Source organism: Kitasatospora sp. NPDC048545, assembly GCF_040651155.1.
Lineage (GTDB): Bacteria > Actinomycetota > Actinomycetes > Streptomycetales > Streptomycetaceae > Kitasatospora.
In genome coordinates, this window is the sequence record NZ_JBEZIQ010000008.1 from 127,265 (window position 1) to 147,591 (window position 20,327).

The following is a 20,327-nucleotide window of genomic DNA, read 5'->3' on the forward strand; positions in this document are numbered from 1 at the left end:
GTGCAGAGAACTCCGGGGGCGCTGGGGTTCGACCGGCGCCCCCGGAGGGTTCGGTGGTGCGTCGTGCGGGGTGTGGCTGGGCGCGGCGGATCGTTACTTCGACCGCCTGGTCCCGCTCAGGCGCGGGGGCTGCCGGAGCTGGAACCAGTAGAAGCCGTGCCCGGCCAGGGTGAGCAGGTAGGGCCACTCGCCGATCGACGGGAAGCGCACCCCGCCGATCAGCTCGACCGGGTACCGTCCGCCGTACTGCCGCAGGTCCAGTTCGGTCGGTTGCGCGAACCGCGAGAAGTTGTTCACGCACATGACCAGGTCCCCCTCGTACTCGCGCACGAAGGCCAGCACGGCGGGGTTGCTGGACGGCAGTTCGGTGTAGCTGCCGAGGCCGAACGCCGGATTGAGCTTGCGGATCTCGATCATGCGACGCGTCCAGTGCAGCAGGGAACTCGAACTGCTCTGCTGCGCCTCGACGTTGGTCACCTGATAGCCGTACACCGGGTCCATGATGGGCGGCAGACTGAGCCTGCCCGGGTCGGCGGAGGAGAAACCCGCGTTGCGGTCCGGGGTCCACTGCATCGGCGTGCGCACGCCGTCCCGGTCGCCGAGCCAGATGTTGTCGCCCATGCCGATCTCGTCCCCGTAGTAGAGCACCGGAGAGCCGGGCAGGGAGAACAGCAGGGCGGTGAACAGCTCGATCTGGTTGCGGTCGTTCTCCAGCAGCGGGGCGAGCCGGCGGCGGATGCCCACGTTGGCGCGCATCCGGGGGTCCTTGGCGTACTCCGCGTACATGTAGTCGCGCTCCTCGTCGGTGACCATCTCCAGGGTCAGCTCGTCGTGGTTGCGCAGGAAGATGCCCCACTGGCACCCGTTGGGGATGTGCGGGGTCTTGGCGAGGATCTCGGACACCGGGTAGCGGGACTCGCGGCGCACCGCCATGAAGATCCGCGGCATCACCGGGAAGTGGAACGCCATGTGGCACTCGTCGCCGCCCGAGGTGAAGTCGCCGAAGTAGTCGACGACGTCCTCCGGCCACTGGTTGGCCTCGGCGAGCAGCACGGTGTCGGGGTAGTCGGCGTCGATCTCCTTGCGGACCCGCTTGAGGAACTCGTGGGTCTCCGGCAGGTTCTCGCAGTTGGTGCCCTCGCGGGCGAACAGGTAGGGCACGGCATCCAGCCGGAAGCCGTCGATGCCGAGGTCGAGCCAGAACCGGAGCCCGGCGATCATCTCGTCCTGGACCCGGGGGTTGTCGTAGTTGAGGTCCGGCTGGTGCGAGAAGAAGCGGTGCCAGTAGTACTGCTTGCGGACCGGGTCGTAGGTCCAGTTGGAGGTCTCGGTGTCGACGAAGATGATCCGGGCGTCCGGGTACTGCTTGTCGTCGTCGGCCCACATGTAGAAGTCGCCGTACGGCCCGTCCGGGTCCGTCCGGGAGGCCTGGAACCACGGGTGCTGGTCGCTGGTGTGGTTCATGACGAAGTCGATGATCACGCGCATGCCGCGGGCGTGCGCGGCGTCGGTGAACTCCATGAAGTCGGCGAGGTCGCCGAACTCCGGCAGCACCGAGGTGTAGTCGGAGACGTCGTAGCCGCCGTCGCGCAGCGGCGAGGCGAAGAACGGGGGGAGCCAGAGGCAGTCGATCCCGAGCCACTGGAGGTAGTCGAGCTTGGCCGTGAGCCCCTTGAGGTCCCCGACCCCGTCGCCGTTGCTGTCCTGGAAGGACCGCACCAGCACCTCGTAGAAGACCGCACGCTTGAACCACTCGGGGTCCAGGTTCTTCTTCGAGGTCTCGGGGAAGGTGTCGGGGACGGGCTCGTTCACTGTCACGCTGGGTTCCTCCGAACCGTGAGGAGGTGAGCCGGCTCGGCTGAGGGATCGAGCCGGACGTAGTTGTGCCGGCCCCAGGTGTAGACGGCGCCGGTGAGCTCGTCGTGCACCGCGTACGGGCCGTCGCCGTCGAGCGTCACGGTGGCCTCCTGGACGTGGTGCGGGTCGAGGTTCACCACGGTGATGACCTGGTCGGTGAGGCCCTCGGGGGTGGTCGCGGTCTTGGAGTAGGCGAGCACCTTGTCGTTGTCGGTGGGGTGGAAGCGCAGGTCGCGCAGCTGCTGCAGGGCGGGGTGGCGCTTGCGCAGCCGGTTCAGCACGGTCAGCAGCGGGGCGAGGGTGTCGGTGCGGTTCCAGTCGCGTGGGCGCAGCTCGTACTTCTCCGAGTGCAGGTACTCCTCGGAGCCCGGGTGGGCCGGCTCGTCCTCGTACAGCTCGTAGCCGGCGTAGACGCCGTAACTGGGGGAGAGGGTGGCGGCGAGCACCGCGCGGACGGCGAAGGCGGCGCGGCCGCCGTCCTGCAGGTAGCCGTGCAGGATGTCCGGGGTGTTGGCGAAGAAGTTGGGGCGCATGTAGGCGGCCGCGTCGCCGGTGATTTCGGTGAGGTACTCGGTCAGTTCCGGCTTGGTGGTGCGCCAGGTGAAGTACGTGTACGACTGGTGGAAACCGATCTTCGCCAGGGCGTGCATCATCGCGGGGCGGGTGAAGGCCTCCGCCAGGAACACGACATCGGGGTCGGTGCGGGCGATGTCGGCGAGCACCTTCTCCCAGAACAGCACCGGTTTGGTGTGCGGGTTGTCGACCCGGAAGATCCGTACGCCGTGGGACATCCAGAACCGGAGGATCCGGATGGTTTCCTTGACGATTCCGTCCATGTCCTGGTCGAAGTTGATCGGATAGATGTCCTGGTACTTCTTCGGCGGGTTCTCGGCGTACGCGATGGTGCCGTCCGTGCGGTGGCTGAACCATTCCGGGTGCTTGTTCACCCAGGGGTGGTCCGGGGAGCACTGGAGGGCGAAGTCGAGCGCCACCTCCAGGTGCAGCTCCAGGGCCTCGGCGACGAAGTGGTCGAAGTCCTCGATGGTGCCGAGGTCCGGGTGGACCGCGTCGTGGCCGCCCTCGGGGGAGCCGATCGCCCAGGGTGAGCCGACGTCGTGCGGACCGGCCGTCAGGGTGTTGTCCGGGCCCTTGCGGAAGGCTCGGCCGATCGGGTGGACCGGCGGCAGGTAGACCACGTCGAAGCCCATCGCGGCGACCGCCGGCAGCCGCTCGGCGGCGGTGCGCAGGGTGCCCGTGCGCGGCGGCTCGACGCCGCTCGGGTCCACCACCGCGCCCTCCGACCGGGGGAAGAACTCGTACCAGGAGCCGAACAGCGCGCGCTCGCGGTCCACCTGCAGCGGCAGCGGACGGGAGGCGCTGAGCAGTTCGCGCAGCGGGTGGCGGGCCAGCAGCTCCAGCACCTCGGGGGCGAGGGCGGCGGCCAGCCGCGACAGCGGCGGCATGGTCGGGTCGCGCAGCGCGTCGGCGGCGGCCAGCACGTCGGCGCGGCCGTCCTTCTTCGGCACGCCGGCCGCGGCCTGCTCGAACAGCCGGGCACCCTCCTCCAGGACCAGCGCGGTGTCGATCCCGGCGGGCAGCTTCACCGAGGCGGTCCTGCGCCAGGTGGCGATCGGGTCGCTCCACGCCTCCACCAGGTACGACCACCGGCCGGGCGCGGTCGGGGTGACGTGCGCGCCCCAGCGGTCGGTGCCCTCGGCGAGTTCGCGCATCGGCGTCCACGGGCCGCTGCGGCCGCGCGGGTCGCGCAGCACCACGTTGGCGTTGACGGCGTCGTGGCCCTCGCGGAAGACGGTCGCGGTGACCAGGAAGGTCTCGCCGACGACGGCCTTGGCCGGGCGGCGGCCGGAGTCGACGAGCGGGCTGACGTCCAGGACGGGGATGCGGCCGATCACGGTGTCGCTCTCTGTCTTGCGGGCGGCGGTCTTGGCGGTGGTCTTGGCAGGGGGTTTCGCGGCGGTCTTGGCAGCGGCCGTCTTCGGGGCGGCCGCCTTCTTGGCCGCGGCGGTCCGGCGCGGCGCGGCGTCGGCCTTCGGGGTGGCGGCCGACGCGGCGGCGGTGGTGCGGCGCGTGGTGGTGCGCCTGCGGGGTGCCGCGGTCCGGTCCTCCTCGGCCCCGGGTCGTCGGGGCGCCGCGGAGGGCGGTGCTGCTGGGGGCTGTGCTGCGGGGGGCCGGGATTCGGAGGATCCGCCACCGACCGCCCCGGACGCCCTGGGCGCAGGCATCGGCGGATCTGTCCGAGTGTCAGAATCCATCCGTCCGGCGGATTCCGCGACCGCTGAGTCGAGGCTTTCGGCCACCGGTGTGGACTGGTCCCGCGTGTCGCCGTGCATGCCAAACTCCTGCCCGAGATCGGCGGCAGCTCCCGCGGGCCGGGTTCGGGCCAGGGGAGTACCGGGAGGACTGCTGGGTGGGGAGGACGTGCGACCGGAAGCCTGCCCGCGCCGCTGTCCCCGGCAACCTGCCCGGCGCCCGCCGAACCGGTGGCGGAACGCCCCGGAGCCCGTGCGCGTCCCGGCGCACGCCTCCGGGGGCACGCCCCTGGGCGGCCCGGTCCACCCGTGAACGAGCGGGCCGGGCGCGAGGACACGCGTCGGTGCGCGGTGAGCGCCGAATGGGCTAAGGAGAGCGGGAACGGCCAACGTGAAAAGGATTCGGACGTGCTGCTTCGAGGGGGACGCCACCCGTCGCCGGACTCCCCACAGCATCAACGACCTTCGGTCATCCTCGCATCGGCGACAAGGTTTTTGCAGCGGTACGACAGTAGTTTCGGGCCTTCTCATGAGCGGATGCGCCGGCGGAAATGGATCCGTACCGCAGAGTTCACGTATTGGTAGCGCGGGCCCCCGAAATGTGCGCCTCGCGCGCCCCCCGTGCAGACCAATGCGCCGAATGCGATCTCATCAATAGGCCGAACGGATGCCCAATAGCCCACTTGACGCACTGTCGGGCCGACCGCCGAGGCTACGCTTCACGCCGTGAAGGCAATCCGCAGATTCACCGTCCGCACCGTCCTGCCCGAACAACTCCAGCCGTTGCACGAGCTGGCCCTCAACCTGCGCTGGTCCTGGCACCCCGAGACCAGGGACCTGTTCCGGTCCGTGGACCCGGAGGTCTGGGCCGCGACCGGCGAGGACCCGGTGCGGCTGCTCGGGGAGGTCCCGGCCGGCCGGCTCGCCGCACTCGCCGCCGACCGGCGGTTCCTGCGCAGACTCGGCGACCTCGCCGACGACCTGCGCGACTACCTGACCGGCCCGCGCTGGTACCAGACCCGCCGGCCGGAGTCCGACGCCGACCCGCTGCCCGCCGCGATCGCGTACTTCTCGCCCGAGTACGGCATCGCCGCGGCGCTGCCGCAGTACTCCGGCGGGCTCGGCATCCTGGCCGGCGACCACCTCAAGGCCGCCAGCGACCTCGGCGTCCCGGTCGTCGGGGTCGGGCTGTTCTACCGGCACGGCTACTTCCGGCAGTCCCTCGGCCGGGACGGCTGGCAGCAGGAGCGCTACCCGCTGCTCGACCCGGACGAACTCGCGGTCAGCCCGCTGCGGGAGGCCGACGGCACCCCCTGCCGGATCGACCTCGTCCTGCCCGGCGGCCGCACCCTGGCCGCCCGGATCTGGAAAGCCCAGGTCGGGCGGGTCCCGCTGCTGCTCCTCGACTCCGACATCGAGGCCAACTCGCCCGCCGAACGCGAGGTCACCGACCGGCTGTACGGCGGCGGCAGCGAGCACCGGCTGCTGCAGGAGATGCTGCTCGGCATCGGCGGCGTCCGGGCGGTGCGCGCCTACTGCCGGCTCACCGGGCACCCCGCCCCCGAGGTCTTCCACACCAACGAGGGCCACGCGGGCTTCCTCGGCGTCGAACGGATCCGCGAACTCGTCGCCGAGGATCCGGCCGGCCCCGACTTCGCGGCCGCCCTGGAGTCCGTCCGGGCCGGCACCCTCTTCACCACCCACACGCCCGTCCCGGCCGGCATCGACCGCTTCGACCGCGACCTGGTCGCCCGCCACTTCGGCGGCGACGCCGCGCTGCCCGGCGTCCCGGTCGACCAGGTGCTCGCGCTCGGCGCCGAGACCTGGCGCGGCGGGGACCCGAAGCTCTTCAACATGGCCGCCATGGGCCTGCGACTGGCCCAGCGCGCCAACGGGGTCTCCACCCTGCACGGCGCGGTCAGCCGCTCGATGTTCAACGGCCTGTGGCCCGGCTTCGACTCCTCCGAGGTGCCGATCACCTCGGTCACCAACGGCGTGCACGCCGCGACCTGGATCGACCCGGCGGTGGTCCGGCTCGGCGCCGCCGAGATCGGCGCCGAGCGCGCCGAGGAGGCGATGACCACCGGCGAGGCCACCCGCTGGACCGGTCTGGAGGCGATCGGCAACGCCGAGGTCTGGGACCTGCGCCGCACCCTGCGCGCCCAGCTGGTGGACGAGGCCCGCCGCCGGCTGCGCGCCTCCTGGCGCCAGCGCGGGGCCGGCGAGGCCGAACTCGGCTGGGTCTCCTCGGTGCTCGACCCCGACGTGCTCACCATCGGCTTCGCCCGCCGGGTGCCCTCGTACAAGCGGCTCACGCTGATGCTGCGCGACCCGGAGCGGCTGCGCGCCCTGCTGCTGCACCCCACCCGGCCGGTGCAGATCGTGGTGGCAGGCAAGGCCCACCCGGCCGACGACGGCGGCAAGCGGCTGATCCAGCAGATGGTCGCCTTCGCCGACGACCCGGCCGTCCGGCACCGGATCGTCTTCCTGCCGGACTACGACATGGCGATGGCCCGGCACCTCTACCCGGGCTGCGACGTGTGGCTCAACAACCCGCTGCGCCCGCTGGAGGCCTGCGGCACCTCCGGGATGAAGGCAGCGCTCAACGGCTGCCTCAACCTGTCCGTCCTGGACGGCTGGTGGGACGAGTGGTACGACGGCCGCAACGGCTGGGCGATCCCCACCGCCGACGAGAGCGGCGGCGTGCTCGACCCGGACAGCGGCGAGGCCGAGCGGCGCGACGACATCGAGGCGGCCGCGCTCTACGACCTGATCGAGCAGCAGGTCGCCGCGCGGTTCTACGACCGTGACGCGGACGGGCTGCCGCACCACTGGATCGCCATGGTCCGGCACACCCTGGTCACCCTCGGGCCCAAGGTGCTGGCCGGCCGGATGGTCCGCGAGTACGTCGAACGGCTGTACTCCCCCGCGGCGCTGGCCCAGCGGGAGCTGGCGGCCGGGGGCAACCGCGGCGCGCGGGAGCTGGCGCTCTGGAAGACGAAGGTCCGGGAGTCCTGGCCGGCCGTGCGGGTCGAGCACGTCGAGGCGGACTGCCCGGCCGAGGCCCAGGAACTGGGCAGCTCGCTGGCACTGCGGGTGCAGGTCGCGCTCGGCACGCTGGAGCCGGGCGACGTCGAGGTCCAGGTGGTCTCCGGCCGGGTCGACGAGTCGGACGGCATCTCGGACGCCTGCCTGCTCGCCCTCAAGGCGGTCGGCGGGCCCGACCTGGACGGCCGCACCCGCTACGAGGGCGCACTGGAGCTCTGCCGGACCGGTCCGTTCGGTTACACCGTCCGGGTGCTGCCCGCGCACCCGCGGCTGGCCTCCCCGGCCGAGCTGGGCCTGGTCGCCCTGCCGGCCGAGTCGGCCGGGATGGACACGGGGCCGCTGCGCTGACGGCGCGCCGGACGACCGCCGTGCGACCGCCGCGGACGGCGGTCGTCCGGCCGTTCAGGGGGAGGGCGGCCCGGCCGGGTGCGTGACGGCGCACCCGGTCGGGCACATTCGTGGGGCGGGGCGCCGGCCCCGCCCGGACCTAGACCAGGCTGTCCCGCCAGGCCCGGTGGAGCGCGGCGAAGCGGCCGGAGCCGTCGATCAGCTCCCGCGGGGAGCCGTCCTCCACGATCCGGCCCTGGTCCATCACCAGGACGCGGTCGGCGATCTCCACGGTGGAGAGCCGGTGCGCGATGATCACCGCCGTCCGGCCGGCCAGCACCGTGCGCATCGCCCGCTGGACGGCCTGCTCGCCCGGAACGTCCAGGGAACTGGTCGCCTCGTCCAGGATCAGCACTGCCGGGTCGGCCAGCAGGGCGCGGGCGAAGGCCACCAGCTGGCGCTGGCCGGCCGAGATCCGGCCGCCGCGCTTGCGCACGTCGGTGTCGAAGCCGTCCGGCAGCGCCGCGATGAACTCGTACGCGCCGATGTCGCGGGCGGCCCGCTCGACCTCCTCGCGGCCGGCGCCGGTGCGGCCGATCGCGATGTTCTCGGCGACGGTGCCGGAGAACAGGAAGGACTCCTGGGTCACCATCACCACCGCGCGCCGCAGCTCGGGGGTGGCCAGCTCGCGCAGGTCCACGCCGTCCAGCCGGATCCGGCCGTCGGTCGGGTCGTAGAAGCGGGCCAGCAGCTTGGCGACCGTCGACTTGCCCGCGCCGGTCGCGCCGACCACCGCGACCGTCTGCCCGGCCGGGACCAGCAGGTCGAAGGGCGGCAGCACCTCCTTGCCGGTGCGGTAGGCGAAGCGGGTCCGCTCGAAGGAGACCTCCCGGCCCCGGCCGGCCGTCCGGGGCAGCTCCTTCGGCTCGGCGGGCTCCGCTACGCTCGGCTCGTGGGCGAGCAGTCCGGCGATCTTCTCCAGCGCCGCGGCGGCCGACTGGTAGCTGTTCAGGAACATCGCCAGCTGGTCGATCGGGTCGTAGAGCCGGCGCAGGTAGAGCACGAAGGCGGTGAGCACGCCCAGCTCCAGCGCGTCCTCGACGGCCAGGTAGGCGCCGAACAGCACCACGCCGGTGATCCACAGGTTGGCGGTGGCCCGGGAGAGGCCGACGTAGCGGGCGATCTCCAGCAGGCCGTCCGCGGTCGCGGTGGCGGACTGGCGGTTGACCACGGCGAACGCCGTGTCGTTGGCCTCCTCGCGGCGGAAGGCCTGCACCGGGCGGATGCCGTTCATCGTCTCGGTGAACCGGACGATCAGCGAGGCGGCCGAGGTGCGGGAGCGACGGTAGACCCGGCGCGAGCGGCTGCGGAAGGACCGGGCGATCAGTGCCAGCGGCACGGCGGACACCAGCGAGACCAGGCCGAGCCGCCAGTCCAGCACCATCAGCAGCACCGAGATGTAGCAGACCGACAGGAGGACGGTCAGCAGCTCCTGCAGACCCTCGGAGAGCAGTTCGCGCAGCGCGTCGATGTCGCTGGTGGCGCGGGAGATGATCCGGCCCGAGGTGTAGCGCTCGTGGAAGTCCAGGCTCAGCCGCTGGGCGTGCCGGAAGATCCGGCCGCGCAGCTCCAGCAGGATGTCCTGGTTGACCCGGGCGCTGATCTTGATGAACACCCACTGCAGCACCGGGCTGAGCAGGGCGCAGAAGAGGTATGCGGCGATCACCGCGATCAGCGGGCCCGAGTCGTGCGCGCGCAGCGCCGGGACGGCGCGGTCCATCGTCACCGCGACCAGCAGCGGGCCGGACTGCAGCGCGGCCTGCTGGACCAGGATCACCACCATCGCGACGGCGATCCGGGCCCGGCGCGGGCCGAGCAGCGAGCGCAGCAGCGCCCGGGGCGCACCGGGCGGGACGGGGATGTCCTCCTCGTCGGCCGGGGGCGGGGGCGGTTCCTCGCCGGTGGGCCGGACGGGACCGGCCTGCGTGGGTTCGGCGGTCGTGGTCACGGGGCTGCACTTCCTTCGGGCACGAGGGCGGCCTCGCCGGACATCAGTTCGCGGTAGTGCGCGCAGTCGCGCAGCAGCTCCTGGTGGGTGCCGACGGCCTCGATCCGGCCGTCCGCCAGGACCGCGACCCGGTCGGCGAGCAGCACGGTGCTGGGGCGGTGGGCGACCACCAGGGCGGTGGTGGTGCCGAGGACCTCGCGCAGCGCCCGCTCCACCAGGGCCTCGGTGTGCACGTCCAGGGCGGAGAGCGGGTCGTCCAGCACCAGGAAGGCCGGGTCGCCGACCACCGCGCGGGCCAGCGCGAGGCGCTGGCGCTGGCCGCCGGACAGGCTCAGGCCCTGCTCGCCGACCTCGGTGTCCGCACCTTCGGGGAGCTTGTCCACGAAGCCGGCCTGGGCGGTGGCGAGGGCGGAGTCCAGTTGCCTCCCGCTCGCGCCCGGGGCGCCCATCAGGACGTTCTCCCGGACGGTGGCGGAGAACAGGGTGGGCTCCTCGAAGGCGACCGCGACGAGTTCGCGCAGCCGCTCCCGGGGCAGGTCGCGGACGTCCCGGCCGTCCAGCGTGATGGTGCCGGCGGTGGCCTCGTACAGCCGGGGGAGCAGTGCGGTGAGCGTGGTCTTGCCGCTGCCGGTGGCGCCGACCAGGGCCATCGTCTCGCCGCTGCGGACGTGCAGGTCGATGCCGGCCAGCAGGTCGGGGCTGTCCCCGGGGGCGTCGGGGTAGCGGAAGCGGACGCCGGTGAAGCGGATGCCGTCGGGGGCGGCGAGCCCGGTGGCGGTGCCCGGGTCCGGGGTGTCCGGCTCGTCCAGCACCTCGAAGAAGCGGTCGGTGGCGGTGGCGGCCTCGTTGGCGTAGGCGAGCAGCCAGCCGAGCGACTCGACCGGCCAGCGCAGCGCGAGCGCGGTGGACAGGAAGGCGACCAGGGTGCCGGCGCTCAGCTCGTCGTGGGCGACCAGGTAGGCGCCGGCGGCGAGGGCGCAGCCGAGGGCGAGCTCCGGCAGGCCGATGATGACGGCCCAGAGCTCGGCGAGCAGGTGGGCCTTGCGCAGCTCGGTGCGGCGCAGCTCCTGGGCGAGGGCCCGGAAGCGTTCGGCCATCGAGCGGTGGCGGCCGAAGGCCTTGAGGATCCGGATGCCGAGGACCGACTCCTCGACCACGGTGGCGAGGTCGCCGTTCTGGTCCTGGGCGAGGCGGGAGGCGCCGGAGTAGCCGGACTCGAAGCTCCGGGTGATCAGGAACAGCGGGACGACGGGCACCAGGGCGATCAGCGCGAGCCGCCAGTCCTGGGTGAACATCACCACCGTGCCGGCGAGGAACATCACCGAGTTGACGACCAGGAAGACCAGCGGGAAGGCCAGGAACAGCCGCATGGTGTACATGTCGGCGGTCGCCCGGGAGAGCAGCTGGCCGGAGCCCCAGCGGTCGTGGAAGGAGACCGGCAGCCGCTGGAGCTTGGCGAAGAGGTCCCCGCGCATCGCCGTCTCCAGCCCGGCGAGCGGGCGGGCCAGCACCACCCGGCGGGTGTAGAACAGTCCGGCCTCGAAGAGGCCCACGACCAGCAGCAGGCCGGCCAGGGGCCACAGGGCGGTCAGGTCGTGCGTGGCGAGCGGGCCGTCCACGATCCGGCCGAGGATCACCGGGACGGCGAGCGTGCTCAGCATGCCGAGCGTGGCGGCGGTCACCGAGACGGCCAGCCGGCCGCGGACGGCGCGCGCGTACGGCCACAGGCGCAGCAGTGAGCGGACCGTGGAACGGCGCGGTCCGGTCGTCGGGCCGGTGGCTGTGGTGGCTGTCGTGGCTGCGCCGGGTACGTCGGATCCGTCGGGATCGTCGGCCCGGCCGGTCCCGTCGACGGGCGGGTTGTCGGTGTCATGTCGGTTCTCGGCCATCGCGGTGAGGGTAGGCAGAGAGACCGTCACTTCTCATCCGGTTTTTCGCCCCTGTCGGCGTCGCGGGTGAGAACCGGCCACTCCGGCGGGCGGCGCGGAGGCGATCGGCGGGGCGTGCGCGTCGGTTCGTGCAGGGAGGAGTGCGCTGGGCGCCTCTTGCGAGCCCCGGCCGATCGGCCGATGGAATCCCCGGGGGGACGCCCGTCGACGCCTGAGTGACAGGAGTGCCGACATGACGGTCGAGACCGAACCCACCCCGGGCCCTGGCCCGGGTCAGGCGCCCGGGGCGGGCGCGCGCAGCAGGTGCAGCGAGCGCCCGTCCAGGACGACGATGCCCTGCGGGTGCGGTCCGCCCGCGCCCGCGTCGGCCGTGTCGATCACCGTCTCGTAGGCGGCCTCCGGCGCCGCCCAGGGCTCGCCGGGCAGGGTGAACGCCGTGGCCCGGTGGCCCGCGTTGAGCAGCAGCAGGAAGCTGTCGTCCCGCAACGGCCGTCCGGCGTCGTCCCGTTCGGACATCGCGGTGCCGGACAGCAGCATGCCGAGGCAGGCGGTCGGCGCGAACCAGTCGGCCTCGGTCATCTCCTTGCCCAGCGGAGTGAACCAGGCCAGGTCGGGCTGGCCGCCGGGGGTGGCGGCCCGGCCGGAGAAGAACGCCCGCTGCCGCAGCACCGGGTGGGCGCGGCGCAGCCGGACCAGCCGGGCGGTCAGGTCGCACAGCTCACGCCAGCCGGGCTCCGCCAGCAGCGACCAGTCCAGCCAGCTGACCTCGTTGTCCTGGCAGTAGGCGTTGTTGTTGCCGCCCTGGGTGCGGCCCAGTTCGTCCCCGGCGGTGAGCATCGGGACGCCGGCGGAGAGCAGCAGGGTGGCCGTCAGGTTGCGCAGTTGGCGCAGCCGCAGCGCGTTGACCGCGCCGTCGGTGGTCTCGCCCTCGGCGCCGTGGTTCCAGGAGCGGTTGTCCTCGGTGCCGTCCCGGTTGGCCTCGCCGTTGGCCTCGTTGTGCTTGCGGTCGTAGGAGACCAGGTCGCGCAGGGTGAAACCGTCGTGCGCGGTCACGTAGTTCACGGAGGCGTACGGGCGCCGGCCGCCGCGCTGGTAGAGGTCGGAGGAGCCGGACAGGCGGTAGCCGAGCTCGCGCACGTCCGGGCGGGCGCCGCGCCAGAAGTCCCGTACGGTGTCGCGGTACTTGTCGTTCCACTCGGCCCACAGCGGGGGGAAGCCGCCGACCTGGTAGCCGCCCGGGCCGACGTCCCAGGGTTCGGCGATCAGCTTCACGCGGCTGAGCAGCGGGTCCTGGGCGACGGCGGTGAGGAAGGGGTGGTCCATGTCCACGCCGTCGCCGGCGGGGCCGCCGCGGGCGAGGGCGGCGGCGAGGTCGAAGCGGAAGCCGTCCACGCCCATCTCGGCGACCCAGTAGCGCAGCGAGTCGGTGACCAGCCGGATCACCTGCGGGTGGCGGGTGTCCAGGGTGTTGCCGCAGCCGGTGTAGTCGGCGTAGCCGCGCGGGCGGTTCGGTGGGAGGCGGTAGTAGGCGGCGTTGTCGATGCCGCGCAGCGACAGCATCGGGCCGAGTGCGCCGCCCTCGGCGGTGTGGTTGAACACCACGTCCAGGATCACCTCGATCCCGGCGGCGTGCAGGGCGCGGACCATCCGCTTGAACTCGCCGACCTGGCCGCCGCGCGAGCCGGCGGAGGAGTAGCCGGCGTGCGGGGCGAAGTAGCCGACCGTGTTGTAGCCCCAGTAGTTGACCAGGCCGCGGGCCTGCAGGTGGTCCTCGCTGGCGTACTGGTGGACCGGCAGCAGCTCGACGGCGGTCACCCCGAGGCGGGTGAGGTGGGCGATCGCGGCGGGGTGGGCGAGGCCGGCGTAGGTGCCGCGCAGGTGCGGGGGGATGTCGGGGTGGCGCATGGTGAAGCCGCGCACGTGCAGTTCGTAGAGCACCGTCTCGGCCCACGGCGTCTTGGGGCGGTGGTCGTCGTACCAGTCGTCGTCGTCGTGGACGACCACGGCCCTGGGCACGTACGGGGCGGAGTCGCGGTTGTCCCGCACGGTGTCGGCGACGTCCGCCTCCGGCCAGTTGCGGACGGCGGCGCAGGCGGCGTCGTGCGAGGTGTAACAGCCGTCCACGGCGCGGGCGTACGGGTCCAGCAGCAGCTTGGCCGGATTCCAGCGGGCGCCGGTCCACGGGTCCCACCGGCCGTGCACCCGGAAGCCGTAGCGGGTGCCGGGGCCGACACCGGGCAGGAAGCCGTGCCAGATCTGGAAGTCCTGTTCGCCGAGGCGGTGCCGGCTCTCCCGGCCGTCCTCGTCGAAGAGACACAGCTCGACGGCCTCGGCGCCGGCCGCCCAGAGCGCGAAGTTGGTGCCGCGGTGGCCGAGCCGGTCGGTGTGGAAGCGGGAGCCGAGTGGCTGCCAGCTGCCGGGCCGCGGTGGCTCGGCGGTGTGCGGGCCGCCGTCCGGCCGTACCCCGGCTTCCAGCTCCTGACCTGACGCCATGGCCGTACCCTCCCTGGGCGGGGTGTCCCGGACCCCGTTCACTTCCTCATTCCCGGATTGCGCAGATCGGAAGCCGCTGAACGGGGGCTTACCGGCGGATGGCGGGCAGGGGGGCGGGCCCGGGGGCGGGGGCTCCCGGGAGGGCGGGTGCGGGGCGGGGCGGGCGCACGGCCCGTCGCCCCGCGCGCCCGGGGTGCGGGCGTTCCGTGCCGGCGTGCGTGTCTCCCCGTCTGCGGCCGTCGTTGTTCCGGACGTCGGACACGAACGGTGGGGAGGCCCCGGGATGCGGCGCCGAGGACGGGTGTGGGCGCGGGGCGCGGCGGCGGTGGCCTGCTGCCTGGCGGTCCTCACGGGGTGTGGTGGCGGGGCGTCCCCGGCGGGGCCGCCCGGGGACGCGGTGGAGGCGGGGGAGGGGTCCGGGGCGTACACCGCGCCCCCGCCGCCGTCCCGGGCGGTCGTCACCGCGCTGCCGGTCGACGGCGCAGTGGACGTGCAGCCGGAGGGCGCGGTGCGGGTGAGCGCCGCGCAGGGCCGGCTGGTGTCGGTCCGGCTGGCCGACGCCAAGGGCACGGAGGTGCCCGGATCGATCGCCCCGGACGGTGCCGGCTGGGCGCCCGACGGGCCGCTGCCGCTGGGCACCGCGTTCACCCTGGACGCCGTCGCCGAGGACGACGACGGCCAGCGGGCCGCCCAGCACTCGGACTTCTCGACGGTGGCCCGGGCGCACACCTTCGTCGCCTTCTTCACCCCGGAGGACGGCTCCACGGTCGGCGTCGGCATGCCGGTCTCGCTGCGCTTCAGCCGTCCGATCGCCGACCGGGCGGCGGTGGAGCGGGCCGTCCGGGTCACCGCCGACCCGCCGGTGCCGGTGGCCGCGCACTGGTTCGGCAACCAGCGGCTGGACTTCCGCCCGCGGCAGTACTGGACGGCCGGCACCAGGGTCTCGGTGGCGCTGCGGCTGAAGGACGTCCAGGGCGCGCCGGGCGAGTTCGGCACCCAGAACCGGGACCTGCGCTTCACCGTCGGCCGGGCCCAGGTCTCCACCGTGGACCTGGACGCGCACACCCTGACCGTCCGGGCGGGCCAGGGCGGCAGGGTGGTCCGGGTGCTCAAGGTCTCCGGGGGCAGTCCCGAGCACTCCACCTACCGGGGGGTGATGGTGGTGTCGGAGAAGTACCAGGTGACCCGGATGAACTCGCAGACCGTCGGCATGGGCGACGAGTACGACATCAAGGACGTCCCGCACGCGATGCGGCTGACCACCTCCGGCACCTTCCTGCACGGCAACTACTGGGCGAACCCGGCGGCGTTCGGCACCGCCAACACCAGCCACGGCTGCATCGGCCTGGTCGACGCCAAGGGCGGCACCAGCAAGGACACCCCGGCGGGCTGGCTGTTCGAGCACACCGTCCCGGGGGACGTGGTGGAGGTGCGGGCCTCGACCGGGGACCTCGTGCCGCCGCAGAACGGGCTGAACGGCTGGAACCTGCCCTGGGACCAGTGGGTGGCCGGCGGCGCGCTGCACTAGGCCCCGGACAGGACCTGGCCGCCGGCACTCCCCGGGACACCCCCGGCAGCGCCCCGCCCCCCCCGGGCCACCCTTCACGCCCGGTTCACCCCGGCTTCACCCGGTTCTGTTCGACACCCCTGCAAATCCGTTCGAACGGCCCGGTTATCCTGCTCCGACGCGTCCGCAGTCCGGCGCGAAAGATCGGCGCCCGGTGCAACTCATGGGGGCACTCAACGCGTCAAGAGAGTGGATACCGGGAGGGGACAAACCGTGAAGACGGGTAAGACGGCCGGCGCCGCGATACGTACCACCAGCCGCTACGGGCGCAGGGGGGCGATGGCGTTGGTCATGGGCGGGGTGCTGCTGCTCACCGCGGCGTGCAACGACGACAAGGGCGGCGGCTCGGGGGGCTCCGGCGGCGGCAACGCGGTCGGCACGTCGGCCTCGGCGGACGCGGGCGGTTCGGGCGGTTCGGGGACGCCCAAGACCTCGGCGGCGGTGATCTCCGTCGAGCCGAAGGACGGCGCGCAGGACGTCCAGCCCTCCGGGCTGCAGGTGTCCGTCGCCAACGGCAAGCTCACGACGGTCGAGGTGACCGACAAGGACGGCAAGCCGGTCACGGGTGCGATCACCCCGGACGGCAGCGGCTGGAAGCCGGCGGCGGCGCTCACCGTCGGCATGGCGTACAAGGTGAACGCGCAGGCCAAGGACGCCGAGGGCCTGGTGGCCGCGTCCACCACCTCGTTCACCACCCTGACGCCGGACAAGAAGATCTCCACCAACGACAACATCAGCGACGGCGCCACCTACGGCGTCGGCATGATCGTCTCGGTGGAGTTCAACAAGCCGGTCAAGAACAAGGACGCCGTCGTCCAGGGCATCAGCTTCGAGACCAACAACGGCACCGTGGTCAAGGGGCACTGGTTCGGCGACAAGCGGGTGGACTTCCGCCCGGAGCAGTACTGGGCGCCGGACACCAAGGTGACCGTCAAGTACCGGCTGAAGAACGTCGAGGTCGCCCCGGGTGTCTACGGCGACGTGGACAAGGACGAGCCGTTCACCATCGGCCGCTCGCAGGTCGCCACCGCGGACGCCAAGTCCCACCAGATGACCATCGAGCGGGGCGGCCAGACCACCACCGTGCCGGTCACCCTGGGCGCGGACGCCACGCCGTCCTGGAGCGGGGCCATGGTGATCATGTCCAAGGAGAAGGTCACCCGGATGAACTCGCAGACCGTCGGTCTCGGCGGCGAGTACGACATCCAGGACGTGCCGCACGCGATGCGGCTGACCACCTCCGGCACCTTCGTGCACGGCAACTACTGGGCCAGCCCGTTCGGCAAGACCAACGCCAGCCACGGCTGCGTGTCGATGCAGGACGTCAAGGGCGGCAGCGACAGCTCGGTGGCGGGCAAGTTCTTCAACGACTCGATGGTCGGCGACGTCGTCAAGATCGTGAACAGCAAGGAGAAGACCGTCGCCCCCGACAACGGGCTCGGCGGCTGGAACCTGGCCTGGGCCAACTGGTAGGCCCTACCCGGAGGTCGGCCCGGTCAGTCCGGGCGCTCCGGTGAGTTCTCACGGAGCGGTCCGATCCTCACCCGTTGGGGTCGGGCCGCTCCGGTTTTCGGGGCGAGGAGCCCCGCGCATGGCGCAACCTTTCCGGTGGCCGGGTGCTCGCGCCCGGCCGGGTCCGTCGCAGGTCCGTCGCAGGTCCGTCGCGGATCCACGGGGAGTTCCGGGGAGTTCGGGGATGTCCGAGGAGGGGATCGGCGTGAGGTCGATACGCAGAGTGGTGACCGCGGGCCTGGTCGGCGGGGCGATGGCGCTGACGGCCGCCTGCGGCGGTGGCGGCGGGGACGGCAGCGCGGCCAAGGCCGACCTGGGGGCCGGCGCCGGCGCCTCCAAGCCCGCGGCGGCACCCACCGGCGCGGCGCCGAAGGTCTCGAAGGCGGCCGTGAGCATCGAGCCCAAGGCCGGCTCGGTGGACGTGGCACCGAACGCGCTGAAGGTCGGCGCGACGGGCGGCAGGCTCACCACCGTCAAGGTGAGCGACAAGTCGGGCAAGGAGGTGGCCGGCACCATCGCCGCCGACGGCTCCTCGTGGACGCCGTCGGCCGCCCTCGCGGTGGGCACGGCCTACCAGGTCAGCGCGATGGCCGCGGACGCCGACGGCACGGTCGCCACGGCGGACAGCAGCTTCACCACGCTGACGCCGGAGGCCCAGGCCAAGGCTTCCGACAATGTCGACAACAACGCGACGTACGGCGTCGGCATGATCGTCTCGGTGGAGTTCACCAAGGACGTCAAGAACAAGGAAGCGGTCGCCAAGGGCATCACCTTCGAGACCGACAACGGCACCGTGGTGAAGGGCCACTGGTTCGGCGACCGCCGGGTGGACTTCCGCCCCGAGGGCTACTGGAAGCCGGGCACCAAGGTGAACGTGCACTACCGGCTGAAGAGCGTGGAGATCGCTCCGGGCGTCTACGGCGGCTCGGACCGGGACGAGCCCTTCACGATCGGGCGATCCCAGATCTCGACGGTTGACGCCGCGGCGCACAAGATGACCGTCGCGCGCGGGGACGGCCAGAACTCCGAGATCAACATCACCTCCGGTTCGGACGACCACCCCACCTGGAACGGCACCATGGTCGTCATGTCCAAGGAGGGCACGGTGCGGATGCAGTCCAGCACCCTGCCCGGCATGACCGGCGCGCCCTACGACCTCCAGGTGCCGCACTCGATGCGGCTCACCACCTCCGGCACGTACGTGCACGGCAACTGGTGGGCCAGGAACAGCATTTTCGGCGGCGACAACGTCAGCCACGGCTGCGTCGGCCTCAAGGACGCCGAGGGCGGCGGCGACTCCACCTCGATGGGCAAGTTCTACGACAGCTCGATCGTCGGGGACGTGGTGATCGTCAAGAACTCCATCAAGAAGGAGACCCTGGCGCCGGACAACGGCCTGAGTGGCTGGAACGTGCCGTGGAGCGCCTGGTAAACGCCTGGTAGCAACACGTTGGAGTCAACCCGGGCTTGACGGTCACGTCGCCCGGGTCGACCTTTCCTTGCACCCGGCATATGCCGACTCGGGGGAGATCGTTTGCTCATTGTCCGTACGCGGCTGCTTGCGTTCCGCAATGATGGTCCGCATGGCGGGTTGGGGCGAAACAGATCAGTCATCAGCTCTCGGGGTCGGCCGGGTCGCCGAGGCGTCCTGGATCGACGTCCAGGGAGCGCTCTCGGCGCTGGAACGGCTCAGCTCCGAGGAGCTGGAGGAGATGTACTCCGGCAGACTGCGCGACCAGTCCGCGCCGAGCGAGGTGCGGCTGCCGTCCCGGCCGGAGTCGGGCCCGGTCGCCCGTCGGCTGGTGCTGTCCGTCCTGGAGTCCTGGGACCTCCACCAGCACCTGGAGGCGGGTGAGTTGCTCACCGGCGAGCTGGTGGCCAACGCGGTGCGGCACGCCGCCGGCCGCACCATCGGCCTGCACGTCAGCCGCAAGCCGGGCTGGCTGCGGGTCGAGGTCCGGGACTCCTCCCGGGCGCTGCCCTGCATGATCCTGGCCGAGCCGAGGCCGGTGAACGAGCGGGGCCGCGGGCTGAAGATCGTCGACGACCTCTCCGACCGCTGGGGTGCGGACCTGCTGCCGCGGGGCAAGGGAGTCTGGTTCGAGCTCAAGGTGCGCGAGCGGCACTGAGGCGTGCTGTCCGGGGCTTGCCCCCGGATACGCGCAGGGCCCCCGAATTCGCCGTGGTCCGGCGGGTGGGGGCCCGTGCAAGTCATCGCGTCGGCCAAGGGGGTGCGTGCCGCGCGATGGGCGTCGGCAGTGCCAGGTCGGGCCCGCCGAAGTTCGATGCCTTGACTATTGCACGAATCTCAGCATGTGGGCAAACCGGGTGACTGGGAATCCAAGGTTTGTAACCTAGTTCACCTTTGGATTTTGCATAGGTTAACGCTGATACCTGTGAATATTCATGATCCCCGGCGCGGCCGTCCTCAGTTCCGCGCGGATCCGGGCAGCGTGGCGGTGGACCGCGACGGGGGAGAGGCGGGACGGAGGCGGTGCCGCCCGATTGATGCCGCCGGGGGAGCGGCAGGCGCTGCAGAGGCCGCCCAGGAGGGCCTGAGTACGGCACGGGGTGCGGCACTCGGTGCACTCGGGGATGCGGGTGGCCCGGGCGGTCGGCGCCGGGCGTTCCGGGGGCATCTTGTCGAGCAGGCGACGGCGGGTGAAGGCCACCGGACTGTGGACCGGCGTCGGCAGCCCTGCGGTGAGGGCCGCCGTGAAGAGGGCGAGGGTGGCGTCCCGGGCCAGCCACTCGGCGGCGAGCGGTTCGAGGGCGGCACAGTCGGCGGCGGAGAGGGCGAGACGGGTGTCCGCGACGCCGAGGCCGGCGAGGGCGGCGTAGGCGGGGGACGCCGGGGAGGGCGCGGTGGCGTTTCGCTCCTCCGGGGGATCGGGTGCGTCTTCCGTTGACTCGCGTGCCTCGCCGGTGGCGAGGAAGTGGTTCCACCAGGCGTCGCTGCGAGGCGTCCGGGAGAAGTAGGTGCGGAACACCCACTGAGGACGGTCGGCGTTCACGCGCTCGCGGACGCGGCGCAGGTGGCCTGCGGCGGAGAGCCTGTTGAGGGCCGTACGGACCGCCATCTGCCCGAAGAGGGGCTGATAGGCGGCGAGCGTCTTGACGTCCATGGCGGCGCCGTCGGGGAGGTGGTCGATCAGGCCGGCGAGGTACGCCTCGCGGACCGGGAGGTTTGCGAAGTCATCGGCAGCCGGAGCAAGTTGCCCCGGGGCGGACTGCTTGCCGTATCCGGGCGAGGCCATGGGGAAGGTAGAGTCGTGGGCAGCCACAGGATCGAGTCCTTGTCGATCGGGGTGGTCAGACCCCCGCTCGGTGTTCCCGCACCGGTCGGGGGTTGATTC

11 protein-coding genes are annotated in these 20,327 nt (G+C 72.3%); 5 read left to right on the forward strand and 6 right to left on the reverse strand.

Features of this window, described 5'->3' with window-relative positions; genetic code table 11:
* Window positions 1-93 precede the first annotated feature (93 nt).
* Together treS and AB0D10_RS10730 are read right to left on the reverse strand one after the other, a co-directional pair.
* Entirely contained in the window at window positions 94-1,818 is a 1,725-nt protein-coding gene (gene treS, locus AB0D10_RS10725; protein ID WP_360254084.1) for a maltose alpha-D-glucosyltransferase, read from the reverse strand.
* On the reverse strand, window positions 1,815-3,770 hold the full coding sequence (locus AB0D10_RS10730; RefSeq protein ID WP_360254213.1) for an alpha-1,4-glucan--maltose-1-phosphate maltosyltransferase: 1,956 nt from the start codon (window positions 3,768-3,770) through the stop codon (window positions 1,815-1,817). The genes treS and AB0D10_RS10730 overlap by 4 nt, the downstream gene beginning before the upstream one ends.
* 1,083 nt (window positions 3,771-4,853) lie before the next feature.
* On the opposite strand from AB0D10_RS10730, the gene glgP reads away from it, so the two are divergent.
* A complete protein-coding gene (gene glgP / locus AB0D10_RS10735) occupies window positions 4,854-7,523 on the forward strand; it encodes an alpha-glucan family phosphorylase (RefSeq protein WP_360254086.1) in 2,670 nt (889 codons plus the stop codon).
* A gap of 139 nt (window positions 7,524-7,662) precedes the next feature.
* Here the strand turns inward: glgP and AB0D10_RS10740 are convergent, their stop codons facing one another.
* The 3 genes from AB0D10_RS10740 to glgX all read right to left on the reverse strand — a co-directional run bounded on the left by AB0D10_RS10740 (window position 7,663) and on the right by glgX (window position 13,892).
* Entirely contained in the window at window positions 7,663-9,510 is a 1,848-nt protein-coding gene (locus tag AB0D10_RS10740; protein WP_360254088.1) for an ABC transporter ATP-binding protein, read from the reverse strand.
* Window positions 9,507-11,399 (reverse strand): ABC transporter ATP-binding protein, encoded by a 1,893-nt coding sequence (locus tag AB0D10_RS10745; protein WP_360254090.1) that lies wholly within the window; start codon window positions 11,397-11,399, stop codon window positions 9,507-9,509. Before AB0D10_RS10745 ends, AB0D10_RS10740 begins: the two co-directional genes overlap by 4 nt.
* A gap of 273 nt (window positions 11,400-11,672) precedes the next feature.
* On the reverse strand, window positions 11,673-13,892 hold the full coding sequence (glgX, locus tag AB0D10_RS10750) for a glycogen debranching protein GlgX (protein WP_360254091.1): 2,220 nt from the start codon (window positions 13,890-13,892) through the stop codon (window positions 11,673-11,675).
* Window positions 13,893-14,175: 283 nt separating this feature from the next.
* Here glgX and AB0D10_RS10755 point away from each other — a divergent pair, with 283 nt between their 5' ends.
* The 4 genes from AB0D10_RS10755 (at window position 14,176) to AB0D10_RS10770 (ending at window position 19,100) form a co-directional block, all read left to right on the forward strand.
* The gene (locus tag AB0D10_RS10755) at window positions 14,176-15,420 is read left to right on the forward strand and encodes an Ig-like domain-containing protein (RefSeq protein WP_360254093.1); all 1,245 of its coding nucleotides are present in this window, start codon (window positions 14,176-14,178) and stop codon (window positions 15,418-15,420) included.
* A gap of 252 nt (window positions 15,421-15,672) precedes the next feature.
* Complete coding sequence (locus AB0D10_RS10760) at window positions 15,673-16,932, forward strand: Ig-like domain-containing protein (protein WP_360254095.1); 1,260 nt, start codon at window positions 15,673-15,675, stop codon at window positions 16,930-16,932.
* 244 nt (window positions 16,933-17,176) lie between these two features.
* Window positions 17,177-18,403, forward strand: a complete 1,227-nt coding sequence (locus AB0D10_RS10765) for an Ig-like domain-containing protein (protein WP_360254097.1) — start codon at window positions 17,177-17,179, stop codon at window positions 18,401-18,403.
* A 151-nt stretch (window positions 18,404-18,554) separates the two neighbouring features.
* Entirely contained in the window at window positions 18,555-19,100 is a 546-nt protein-coding gene (locus AB0D10_RS10770) for an ATP-binding protein (RefSeq protein WP_360254099.1), read from the forward strand.
* 252 nt (window positions 19,101-19,352) lie between these two features.
* Here AB0D10_RS10770 and AB0D10_RS10775 read toward each other — a convergent pair whose 3' ends face one another.
* Window positions 19,353-20,228 carry a hypothetical protein gene (locus AB0D10_RS10775; protein ID WP_360254101.1) on the reverse strand — a complete coding sequence of 292 codons (876 nt, stop codon included), beginning with the start codon at window positions 20,226-20,228 and terminating at the stop codon, window positions 19,353-19,355.
* Window positions 20,229-20,327: the final 99 nt, after the last annotated feature.